Source organism: Streptomyces albus subsp. albus (assembly GCF_000719865.1).
GTDB classification, from domain to species: Bacteria; Actinomycetota; Actinomycetes; order Streptomycetales; family Streptomycetaceae; genus Streptomyces; species Streptomyces albus_E.
In genome coordinates this window covers 35943-46348 of sequence record NZ_JOID01000038.1, presented here as the reverse complement: position 1 = coordinate 46348, position 10406 = coordinate 35943, and the positions used below count along the sequence as shown (strand labels likewise).

Here is a 10406-nt window from a genome sequence, read left to right as displayed (position 1 = left end):
TGGTCTTCGTTGATCCCGCGTACACGTCGCAGACGTGCGCCGAGTGCGGCCACGTCGACAAGCGCAACCGTGTCGACCAGGGGCTTTTCATCTGCCGGGAGTGCGGGGTCGTTGCCCACGCCGACCGGAACTCTTCCCACAACACCGCCACCCGTGGCGAGACCGTGTGGAACGCGGGGCGTGAGTCACGCGTCCCTGCCACCCCATAACGGGGTGTCTGGACGGAGGAGCCAACCCAGCAGCCAGTTGGACGCTACCTCCAAGCCCGGTCCTTTAGGGCCGGGTCAAGTTGACAGGGGAAGGGTGATCCAGATGCTCTTGCCCTTGCCGTCAGCGTCGCCTCGGACGACCGCGGTGCCGCTCAGGCCGAGGGTGAGCTCCATGACGGTGGCCAGGCCGCCGCCACCGACATCGGCGACCGCGCCGTACAGCGGCGGCTGGTGGGGGTGACGGTCGTGCACGGCGAAGGCCAGACAGCCCTTGCCCGCCGCGTAGATGACGGTCACCTGCGGGGAGAGCACCGCGGCGTGCCGGACGCTGTTGGTGACCAGCTCGCTGAGGATCAGCAGAGCGGGGCCGATGGTGGGGTGGCGCGGGTCGATGCCCCACTCGGCCAGGGCCTGCTGGGCGGTCTCCCGGGCAGTGCGGACCGCGGACGGCATGGTCGGCAGGGTCAGCACGTGCCGGTGGGACAGGGCTTCGAGCCGGGCGCTCATCACCTCTCCGCGCGGGCGAGGCGGAATCCGGTCACGGACTTGGGGTGCAGACGCAGCAGCGTGTCGTGCGGGCCATGGGTCCAGCCGGCCAGGCTGCGCTGGTAGTGGGCGGCCTCGTCGGGATCGGTGATCACGTCGACGGGGCCGGCGACGGTGACCGTCCAACCGGTGCCGGTCGCCGTGCGGAGCTCGTCCACGTGGTACGTCGCGGTGGACGGCACCGCGACGGCCGGGCCGGGTGTGCCACCACCAGGCGGCCGTATTCCCATGTGTGCCAGCCGGGCCGGATGACCATCTGGTCCCGTTGCGTGTACACCAGCCGTCCCAGCGTGCTGCCCTCCAGCAGCCACAGGGCCTCTGCCCCGGAGACCTCGACCATGCGCAGCGATGCCGGCGGAGTGCTCATCCAACGGTTTCCTCTGTTTCCTCGCTGACGGGCCGCGACTTCTGGGCGGGCAGCGGCGGCATGACACCGGCGCACTCCACGTAGGTGCGCGCGCCCTGGATCGCCTCCGGCGTCGTGGCGTACTCGCGCCCCTCCAGACGCAGCAGCTCCAGCGCGCCGACGGAATCCAGGACTTGGCGCTGGCCGGCGCGTATCCCCGAGGTCATGACGACGATGCCGCGCCGGTTCAGCTTGTCCACCACGTCCTTGAGGACCAGGGCGCCAGTGGCGTCGATGGTCGTTACCCGGGACATGCGCAGGATGATCACGCGGACGTCGGCGACCTCGGCCAGCTCCAGCAGGAAGCGGTGGGCGGCGGCGAAGAACAGGGGCCCGTCGATCCGATAGGCCACGATGTGCTCGGCCAGCAGGGCATGCTCCTCGGCGCTGTGGTCACCATGGTCGAGGGGGACCTCTTCGAGACGGGCCTGCTTGGCGACCGCACGCAGGGCGAGGGCTCCCGCGACCACCAGGCCGATGATCACCGCGTACACCAGGTCGAGGGCGAGCGTCGCAACGGCGGTGAGGACGAGGACCAGCGCGTCGGAACGGGTCGCCTTCGCCATCGCCCGCAGCGAGCCGACCTCGACCATGCGGATCGCCGTGGCCAGCAGCACGCCCGCCAGCGCGGCCAGCGGGATCCTGGAGACCAGGGGCGCCGCCGCGAAGACGATCACCGCGAGGACCGCGGCGTGGACGAGGGAGGCCAGCCGGGAACTCGCGCCAGTGCGGACGTTGACCGCGGTCCGTGCGATCGCGCCGGTGGCGGGGACGCCGCCGAACAGCGGGGAGGCGATGTTGGCCAGGCCCTGCCCGAACAGCTCACGGTCCGGGTCGTGCTTCTGCCCGACCGTCATGCCATCGGCCACCGACGCCGACAGCAGCGATTCCAGGGCGGCCAAGGCCGCCACTGCGACCGCCGGGGCGAGCAGGGAGCCGAGCGCGCCCGGGTCGAAGAAGGCGAGGGACGGCGCGGGCAGGCCGGACGGCAGGTCACCGATCGGCTTCGCCGCATCCAGGCCGGCGGCCTGCGCCACGATCGTCGCCGCGATCACCGCGAGGATGGAGAAAGGGATCGTGGGCCGCAGGCGGGCGCCGATCAGCATGGTGGCGGCGACCGCCAGGGCGAAGGCGGCGGCGGTCCAGTTCGGGTTCTTCGCGAACTCATCCAGCGCGTGCCAGGTCACCACGAGGACGCGGTCCCCCTCGGGCTTGGGCACACCAAGGGCGTTCGGGATCTGCTGCAGTCCGATGACGCAGGCGATGCCGAGGGTGAAACCTTCGACGACGGGGGCAGGCACGTACCGCATGTACTTACCGGCCTTGAGCACCGCGAGCGCGACGAGCATGACGCCGGCCATCAGCCCGACGGTCAGCACCCCGCCCGGCCCGTACTCGGCGACGATCGGCACCAGCACCACCGTCATCGCGCCGGTCGGCCCGGACACCTGCAAATTCGACCCGCCGAAGATCGCGGCGAGCGCACCGGCAATGACCGCGGTCGCCAGCCCCGCCTCCGCGCCGAGCCCGGAGGAGACGCCGAAGCCGAGAGCCAGCGGCAGCGCGACGACCGCCACCGTGAGGCCGGCCAGCAGGTCCCGGCGCGGGTCCCGGCGTATCTCCGCCAGATCGGCACGGCCGGGCAGCAGCGAAGTGAACCGGGCAGCGACCCGGCCAAAGGAGATCCTCATCGCGCCGCGGCCTCGGCTTCCCGCAGTTCGGCCAGCAGCTCGTTCTGCCCGGTGAGCATCTCGGTCAGGATCCGGCGCGCGGCCACCATCAGGTCCGCGACGTCCCCGCTCGCCAGCGCGTACACCACCGTCGAGCCCTCGCGCTTCGAGCCGACGATGCCCGAGCGGCGCAGCACCGCCAGCTGCTGGGACAGGCTGGAGGGCTCCACCTCGATCGCGGCCAGCAGCTCCCGTACCGGCATCGGCCCGTCCTGCAACAACTCCAGCACCCGTATCCGCACGGGATGCCCCAGCATCCGGAAGAACTCTGCCTTGGCCTGGTACAGCGGAACCGACACGACCCCTCGACTTCCCGAACAGCGCCCCACCCCGGGGGCAAGCGAAGGCTGTGCCCGCGGCTACCTACGGACACAGCCAACACAGCATCTAACGAATTGCGAAATTTTGCAATTAAGCATTCATTTGTCGCCTGGGTGACCGGACGATGGGTATGGGACAGGGCTGCCGACGGGTGAACGGCGGTGCCCCTCACCCGTCGCGGATCAGGCTTTCTTGACCACGCTGGACTTCAGCGCGGGGCGCAACCTGCCGTCCGGCCATTGCCCGCCCCGCGGCGATCACGGCGACCGGATGCTCGGGGCTGCCGTAGCCGTGCGCGGTGAGCCAACTGCCGATCGCCGTGAACGTTGCGCAGACGGGCGCCAACCACAGCCACGCCGGGCGGAGCCGCGGCCGTGATCGCCGCGGCGTTCGGGGACGGAGGCACGAGGCGGGCGACGAAGGGCGCTCGGCGCGGGTGGGCGGGGGAAAGAGACCAGGGGCTGTCGGGCGTGACGGCACGCCGTGCGACAGCCATCCGGGCCGACGGCGGTGGGGAGGCGGCACGCGGAGCACTTGTACCAGGCGGCGCTCGCGCCGCGCAGCGGAATGATTCTCACGCAACCCTCCTCATGCCACGTATGGACTTGCTAATCTCAGCAATTGCTGAGGTCGTTACCGCTGGTTTCGGGCGGCTCGGTTCTCGTGCGCGGATTCGGCGTGACCGTCGCCGCACTTGAGGATGGGGTCCGTGTGTTTGACGAGTAGGTGGATGCGATGCGCCGGGGACCGGCCGGTGCGGCCGTGCTGCTGTGCCGGGGAGGCGACGGCGCGATGAGTACGCCGCTGTGCCAGCTGAAGGCCGAGTTCTTCAAGACGCTGGGGCATCCGGCGCGCATCCGGGTGCTGGAGCTGCTGAGCGAGCGCGAGCACGCGGTGGCGGAGATGCTGCCCGTGGTGGGTATCGAGCCGGCGCACCTGTCGCAGCAGCTTGCGGTGCTGCGGCGGGCGAATCTGGTGGTGACCCGCAAGGAGGGGCCGACCGTGTACTACGCGCTGACCAGCCCGCACATCGCCGAACTGTTCGGGGTCGCCCGCACCGTCCTGTCCGGCGTGCTCGCCGGGCAGGCCGAACTGCTGGCTGACTTACAGGCCGCCCAGGCGGAGGCGGAACCGCCGTCGTAGCGACGGCCCTCGATCGGCGGCCGTCTCCTTCAGAGTTGACAGCGCTCTGTGGTGCGGGAGGCGGCCGCCTTCACCCCGCGGATCCCGGCTCACGGGGTATACGCCCTAACCCGAACGAACGATGCAAACTCGGTAAAAAGTAGGAAAAGTAGCGTAACTCCGGCTTCGGGAAAGCCCGTTAGCCACCCTGCGGAAGCAAGTCCTCACCAGCGACAGGAGAGGGGCGGTCATGAGTCTGCTGCGCAAGATCCGCGACACCGGGCGGGTGGCCGAGCCCTCCCCACCAAAGCCGGAGGGCGAACAGCCGCCCGCAGCCGAGGAGTTCGGCGGCTCGGTGCAGGTGCGCTGTGTGGACGCCGGTTCCTGCAACGGCTGCGAGATCGAGATCGCGGGTGCTTTCAACCCGGTCTACGACGCCGAACGCTACGGTGCCCGGCTGGTCGCCTCACCCCGGCACGCGGACGTGGCCCTGGTGACCGGGCCGGTGACCCGGAACATGGCCGAGCCGCTGCGGCGCACGGTCGCCGCGATGGGTGAGCCGCGGCTGGTGGTGGCGGTCGGCGACTGCGCGATCAACTGCGGGGAGTTCGCGGGCGGGTACGGCGTCGAGGGCGCCGTCTCCGATGTCGTGCCGGTGGATCTGGCGGTGCCGGGGTGCCCGCCGGAGCCGGAGAAGATCGTCGCGGCGCTGCGGAGGGTGACCGGACGGTGAGCCTGATTCCGGCCGCCCTCGCCGCGGCCACCGCACTGGCAGTGGCGGGCGCTGCGGCCGGGCTGGTCCTGCCGCAGTGGATGCGCGGTGCGGTGGCGGGTGTCCTGACGGCGGGTGTGGGGGTGGCCGGTGGCACAGCGGGTGTGGCTGCACTGGGCGGAGGCCGGTGGTCGGCCCATGTGCCCGGGCTGATTCCGCTGACCGGGGCGCACCTGGCGGTGGACGCGCTGTCCGGACTGTTCATGGCGGTGGCCGGGGCCGTGGTGGCGGCGGTGGCGGTCTACGGCGTGGGCTATGTGGCCGGGCACGGATCGCATGGGGCGCACGGGCTCGGTTCGCGGGGCGCACAGGCGGTGCTGGCGCTGTTCGCACTGAGCCTGGTCCTGGTGCCGGCGGCGGCCTCGGTTTCGACGTTCCTGCTGTTGTGGGAGCTGATGGCGCTCACCTCGCTGCTCCTCGTCCTGGCCGAGTACCGTGCCAGGACTTCCGTGCGGGAGGCGGCCGTCTGGTACGCGGTCATGACCCACCTGGGGTTTGTCCTGCTCCTGGTCGGCTTCATGGTCTACGCCGCCCAGGCCCGCGGCGAGACCTTCGCCGCCCTGCGTTCCGGGACTGGCGCCATGTCGCCGGCCGTGCGTGGTCTGGTGTTCGTGCTCGCCGCCGTGGCGTTCACGTCGAAGGCGGGCCTGGTGCCGCTGCACGCCTGGCTACCGCGGGCGCATCCCGAAGCGCCCAGCGCCGTCTCGGCGCTCATGAGCGCGGCCATGGTCAACCTCGGGATCTACGGCCTCGTCCGCGTCGGGTTCGACCTGCTCGGCGGGGGGCCGGCCTGGTGGTGGCTGCTGGTGATGGCCATGGGCGGGCTGTCGGCGGTGTACGGGATCCTGCAGGCCGCGATGGCCTCGGACATCAAGCGGCTGCTGGCATACTCGACGAGCGAGAACATGGGGCTCGTCGTGCTCGGCGTGGGCGCGGCCGGACTGTTCCACCACGCCGGGAACAAGGCGCTGGCCGGACTCGCGCTGGCCGCCGCACTGCTGCACGTCGTCAACCACTCCGCTTTCAAGGCCCTGCTGTTCGGTGCGGCAGGCTCGGTGCTTCGCGCCACCGGAGAGCGGAACCTGGATCTCCTCGGCGGGCTGCGCGCCCGGATGCCGTTCACGGCGGGGCTGTTCGCGATCGGTGCGCTGGGCGCGGTGGCGCTGCCGCCCGGCAACGGGTTCATCAGTGAGTGGCTGCTGCTGCAGTCGATGATCCACGGGCTGGCCGTGCCCGGGGTGACCACGGCGATCGTGCTGCCCCTGGCGGTGGCGGTGATCGCCCTGTCGGCGGGCCTTGCGGCGGCGGTTTTCGTCAAGGCGCTCGGCGTGGGCTTCTTCGCCCGGCCACGCGGTGAAGGAGCCGCCGCGGCCAAGGAATCGCCCGTGCTGATGCTGGCCGGGATGGGGCTGCTCGCGGCCCTGTGCGCGGCCCTGGCCCTGGTGCCGGGCCTGCTCGGCGACGGCCTGGACCGCGCGGTCGCGGCGGTCGGGTTCGCGGGGACGCGGCCGGTGTCCGGCGGCGGGCTGCGGGTGCGGCTGGAGGAGGTGTCCGCCACGCTCTCCCCGCTGTGGGTGGTGGCGGCCCTTGTGGTCGCGCTGGGCGCGGTCATGGCGACGGCGGGCTGGGCGGCGCGGCGCCGGCAGCGGCGCAGGCAGGCAAGGCTGTGGGACTGCGGGGGCGGGGCGCCGACGCCGCGGATGGCCTATACGGCCACCTCGTTCGCAGAACCGCTGCAGCGGGTCTTCGACGACGTGCTCGCCCCGGAGCAGGACGTGGACGTCACGCCGGTGCGCGAGTCGGCGTACCTCGTGGAGCGGGTGAAGTTCCGCAACCTGGTGCCCGACCGGATCGAGCACCGCCTGTACCGGCCGGTACTCGACCTGCTGGCCGCGGCCGGGCAGTCGGCGCGGCGGCTGGCGGGCGGCAGCGTGCACGCCTATCTCGGCTACGGCTTCTTCGGGCTGGTCGCCCTGTTTGTGGTGCTGGTGGTGGGCTGGTGAACACGGTCGGATACACGGCGATCGTCCTCCAAGTGGGCGCGGTGGTGGTCGGCGCGCCTTTGCTGACCGGATTGATGCGGCAGACCCGGGCCCGCCTGGAGGGGCGGGCCGGGGCCGGGGTGCTGCAGCCGTGGCGGGACGTACGCAAACTGCTGCGCAAGGAACCGATCACCCCCGTCGGCACCGGCCCCGCCTTCCGCTGGGCGCCGCTGCTCCTGGTCGCCACCTCGCTGGTGCTGGCCGTCCTGGTGCCACTGATCTCCACCAACACGCCGGTGCGGGGGCGGGCGGATCTGATCGTGGTGGTGGCGCTGCTGGCGCTGGGCACGCTGGCGCTGGCGCTCGCGGGCCTGGACACCGGCACCGCGTTCGGCGGCATGGGCGCCTCCCGGGAGATGACCATCGCCGCGCTGGTGGAACCGACCATTCTGATGGCGGTGTTCGCGCTGTCGATACCGGCCGGGTCCACCAACCTGCCGGTCATCGTCGCCGGGGCAGCGGACCAGCCCGCCCGGCTGGCTTCCCCGGCCGGGCTGCTGGCCATCGCCGCGCTCGCCGTCGCCGTGCTGGCCGAAAGCGGCCGGCTGCCGGTGGACAACCCCTCCACCCACCTGGAGCTGACCATGGTCCACGAGGCCATGGTGCTGGAGTACGCGGGCCCGGACCTTGCGCTGGTCGAGTTCGGTGCCCAGCTGCGGCTGAGTGTGCTGCTAGGGCTGTTGGCCTCGTTGTCCGCCCCGTGGGGGATCGCCACCAGCGCCTCGCTCATGGCCGTGCTGCTGGCCCTGTCGCTGGTGGTGCTCAAGGTGATGGTCCTCGGCATGGCGCTGGCGGCGGCGGAGGTGTTCTGGGCCAAGGTGCGGCTGTTCCGCGTACCCGAACTCCTGGCCGGCTCCTTCCTGTTGGCGCTGCTCGCGGTGACCGTTTCGTACTTCCTGGGCGGAGAGGGGGGACAGTGGTGAGCGAGAGTCTGTTCACGCAGCTGCTCGATCTGGCCTGCGGGGCGTTCCTGCTGGCCGCCGTGGTGGTGCTGTGGCGGCGCGAACTCGCCGCGATCGTACGGCTCTTCGCCCTCCAGGGTGTCGCGCTCGCGGCCATCGCCCTGATCCTCGGGCTGCACGAGGACCGGTGGGGCCTGATCGTGGTGGCCATGGGGATTGGTGCCCTGCGGGCCGGCCTGCTGCCGTACCTGATCCGCCGTGCCCTGAGAGCGTTCGTCGCGGAGCGGGACGGCGGGGACGGCGGGCTCGGCAGGCACGGCGGGAGCGAGGAGGCGCGCGAGACCCAGCCGCTGGTCAACGTCGCCGCGTCCCTGCTCACCGCCGCCGCGCTGACCCTGCTCGCCTACGCCGTCGCCAGCCCCCTAGTCGAGCTCGATCCGACCCCGGCCACCCGTGCCCTGCCGGTCGGCCTGGCGGTCGTACTGATCGGCTTCTTCGTACTGGTCACCAGGCGCCGCGCACTGGCCCAGGTGGTCGGGTTCCTGCTGCTGGACAACGGCATCACCGCCACCGCGTTCCTGGCCGCCTCAGGGGTGCCGCTGATCGTCGAACTCGGCGTCTCCTTCGATGTGCTGCTCGCCGTCCTGGTCCTGCAGGTGCTCACCGTGCGGGTGCGGGAGACGTTCGGCACCACCGACATCGACGACCTGCGGGAGCTGCACGACTGATGACCTCTGCCACGACCGCGCTCCTGCTCACCGCGCCCGTCGCCGTACCGCTGGCGGTGTCCGCCGCGTACGCGCTGACCGCCCTCGTCAGGCGTGAAGTGCCTCATCCGCAGCGTGTGGAGAAACCGCGGCCGGCCAAGAAAGCCGTCGCTGTGGGAGTGGCTACGGGCCCGTCGCACACGGGGAAAGCAGCAGACGCCGGGGAGCCGCTGGTTGAGTCCCCGGCACGAAGACGCCATAGCGCCGACTGGGCCCCACTCGCCTCCCCGGCGGTGATTCTCGGCTGCGCGGCGCTGCTGGCCGGTCAGCGCGTCGACGGCGGGTCCGTGTCCGCGTACTCCGGGCTGCTGCGTGCTGATGCGCTGACGGTCTGGATGCTGCTGGTCGTCGGCGCCGTCGCCGTCGTCGCCTGTGCCTCGGCGCCCGCCCATCTGGCGGGGGAACGGGCCGCTGGGAGCGCGACGGCATGGACCGTGTGGCGTTACCACGTCCTGGTCCAGGCGTTCCTGGGCTCCATGTGCCTGGCCGTGGTGACCGCGAACCTGGGCGTGCTGTGGGTGGCGATCGAGGCGACCACCGTCGTCACGGCGTTCCTCGTCGGCCACCGCCGCACCCGTACCTCCGTCGAGGCCGCCTGGAAGTACGTGGTGATCTGCTCGGCCGGGATCGCGCTCGCCTTCCTCGGCACCGTGCTCCTCTACTATGCCGCCCGGCAGGCCGGTATCGCGGAGACGTGGGCGCTGGACTGGCCGACTCTGCTTGCCCGCGCGGACCGTTTCGATCCGGCGGTCACCCGGCTCGGCATCACCCTCGTCGTCCTCGGCTACGGTGCCAAAGCGGGCCTGGTGCCGCTGCACGCCTGGCTGCCCGATGCCCACAGCCAGGCCCCTGCCCCGGTCTCGGCGCTGATGTCCGGGGTGCTGCTGGCCGTCGCCTTCGCCGCGATCCTGCGCTACCGCGTCATCGCGGATGCCGCCCTCGGCCCGGACTTCACCCGGGTCCTGCTGGCCGGAATCGCGCTGCTCACCCTCGCGCTTGCGGCCGGGCTGCTGCTGGCCCAGCGGGACTACAAGCGGATGCTGGCCTATTCGAGCATGGAGCACATGAGCCTGGTCGCCCTGGCCGCGGCGATCGGCAGCCCGCTCGCCCTGTCCGCCGCCCTGCTGCACATCGCCGGGCACGGGCTGGCCAAGGCCACCGCGTTCTGCGCGTCGGGGCAGATCCTGTATCTGCGAGGTACGTCAAAGATCGGGCGGGTGCGCGGACTGCTCGCCCAATCACCGTGGCTGGGTGGGCTGTTCGGGCTCGCCATCGTCGCGCTGCTGGGTTTCCCGCCGTTCAGCCTCTTCGCCTCCGAACTGGGCATCGCCCGCGCCGGATTCGCGGCCGGAGCGGGACCGGGCTGGGCCACGGCCACTGCCTTGCTGCTGGTCTTGATCGCCTTCGCGGCGCTGGCCGCCCGCACCGCACGCATGCTGCTCGGAGCCGGGGAGCCGACCGGGGAAAGCCCCTCCGCCGTGTGGCCCCTCGTGATGGGTCTGGTGGCCTGCGCCGCCCTCGGTATCGCCGCCGGCCCGCTGGGCGACCTGCTCACCCAGGCCGCCGCCGTCCTCGAAAGGCCCTGAGTG

At 71.7% G+C, this 10406-nt stretch carries 10 protein-coding genes and 1 pseudogene; 7 read left to right on the top strand and 4 right to left on the bottom strand.

Annotated elements, in window-relative coordinates:
• Positions 1 to 209: zinc ribbon domain-containing protein (locus tag IF83_RS32620; protein WP_158711118.1), on the top strand; the 209-nt coding region annotated here is incomplete at its 5' end.
• 75 nt (positions 210 to 284) lie between these two features.
• Here IF83_RS32620 and IF83_RS0127255 read toward each other — a convergent pair.
• The 4 genes and pseudogenes from IF83_RS0127255 to IF83_RS0127240 all read right to left on the bottom strand — a co-directional run bounded on the left by IF83_RS0127255 (position 285) and on the right by IF83_RS0127240 (position 3190).
• Entirely contained in the window at positions 285 to 716 is a 432-nt protein-coding gene (locus IF83_RS0127255; RefSeq protein WP_030548651.1) for an ATP-binding protein, read from the bottom strand.
• Positions 716 to 1122: pseudogene (locus tag IF83_RS30740) on the bottom strand (pyridoxamine 5'-phosphate oxidase family protein). The gene IF83_RS0127255 and the pseudogene IF83_RS30740 overlap by 1 nt, the downstream one beginning before the upstream one ends.
• A complete protein-coding gene (locus tag IF83_RS0127245) occupies positions 1119 to 2852 on the bottom strand; it encodes a SulP family inorganic anion transporter (RefSeq protein WP_030548649.1) in 1734 nt (577 codons plus the stop codon). The pseudogene IF83_RS30740 and the gene IF83_RS0127245 overlap by 4 nt, the downstream one beginning before the upstream one ends.
• A complete protein-coding gene (locus tag IF83_RS0127240; protein ID WP_030548647.1) occupies positions 2849 to 3190 on the bottom strand; it encodes an ArsR/SmtB family transcription factor in 342 nt (113 codons plus the stop codon). The genes IF83_RS0127245 and IF83_RS0127240 overlap by 4 nt, the downstream gene beginning before the upstream one ends.
• A gap of 814 nt (positions 3191 to 4004) precedes the next feature.
• Here IF83_RS0127240 and IF83_RS0127235 point away from each other — a divergent pair.
• The 6 genes from IF83_RS0127235 (at position 4005) to IF83_RS0127210 (ending at position 10403) form a co-directional block, all read left to right on the top strand.
• Positions 4005 to 4355: an ArsR/SmtB family transcription factor gene (locus IF83_RS0127235; RefSeq protein WP_030548645.1), complete on the top strand. Its 351-nt coding sequence runs from the start codon at positions 4005 to 4007 to the stop codon at positions 4353 to 4355.
• A gap of 229 nt (positions 4356 to 4584) precedes the next feature.
• Positions 4585 to 5067, top strand: coding sequence for an NADH-quinone oxidoreductase subunit B family protein (locus IF83_RS0127230; RefSeq protein WP_030548643.1), 483 nt, complete (start codon positions 4585 to 4587; stop codon positions 5065 to 5067).
• A complete protein-coding gene (locus IF83_RS0127225; protein ID WP_030548641.1) occupies positions 5064 to 7109 on the top strand; it encodes a proton-conducting transporter transmembrane domain-containing protein in 2046 nt (681 codons plus the stop codon). The genes IF83_RS0127230 and IF83_RS0127225 overlap by 4 nt, the downstream gene beginning before the upstream one ends.
• Positions 7106 to 8071 (top strand): respiratory chain complex I subunit 1 family protein, encoded by a 966-nt coding sequence (locus tag IF83_RS0127220; RefSeq protein ID WP_030548639.1) that lies wholly within the window; start codon positions 7106 to 7108, stop codon positions 8069 to 8071. The genes IF83_RS0127225 and IF83_RS0127220 overlap by 4 nt, the downstream gene beginning before the upstream one ends.
• The gene (locus tag IF83_RS0127215; RefSeq protein ID WP_030548637.1) at positions 8068 to 8778 is read left to right on the top strand and encodes a hypothetical protein; all 711 of its coding nucleotides are present in this window, start codon (positions 8068 to 8070) and stop codon (positions 8776 to 8778) included. Before IF83_RS0127220 ends, IF83_RS0127215 begins: the two co-directional genes overlap by 4 nt.
• Positions 8778 to 10403, top strand: coding sequence for a proton-conducting transporter transmembrane domain-containing protein (locus IF83_RS0127210; RefSeq protein WP_037681633.1), 1626 nt, complete (start codon positions 8778 to 8780; stop codon positions 10401 to 10403). Before IF83_RS0127215 ends, IF83_RS0127210 begins: the two co-directional genes overlap by 1 nt.
• Positions 10404 to 10406 lie beyond the last annotated feature (3 nt).

What these genes read in the sequence shown, in the direction of transcription:
- IF83_RS0127255 (WP_030548651.1), bottom strand. Translation starts at nt 716, where the DNA reads ATGAGCGCCCGGCTCGAAGCCCTGTCCCACCGGCACGTGCTGACCCTG.
- IF83_RS0127245 (WP_030548649.1), bottom strand. Translation starts at nt 2,852, where the DNA reads ATGAGGATCTCCTTTGGCCGGGTCGCTGCCCGGTTCACTTCGCTGCTG.
- IF83_RS0127235 (WP_030548645.1), top strand. Translation starts at nt 4,005, where the DNA reads ATGAGTACGCCGCTGTGCCAGCTGAAGGCCGAGTTCTTCAAGACGCTG.
- IF83_RS0127230 (WP_030548643.1), top strand. Translation starts at nt 4,585, where the DNA reads ATGAGTCTGCTGCGCAAGATCCGCGACACCGGGCGGGTGGCCGAGCCC.
- IF83_RS0127210 (WP_037681633.1), top strand. Translation starts at nt 8,778, where the DNA reads ATGACCTCTGCCACGACCGCGCTCCTGCTCACCGCGCCCGTCGCCGTA.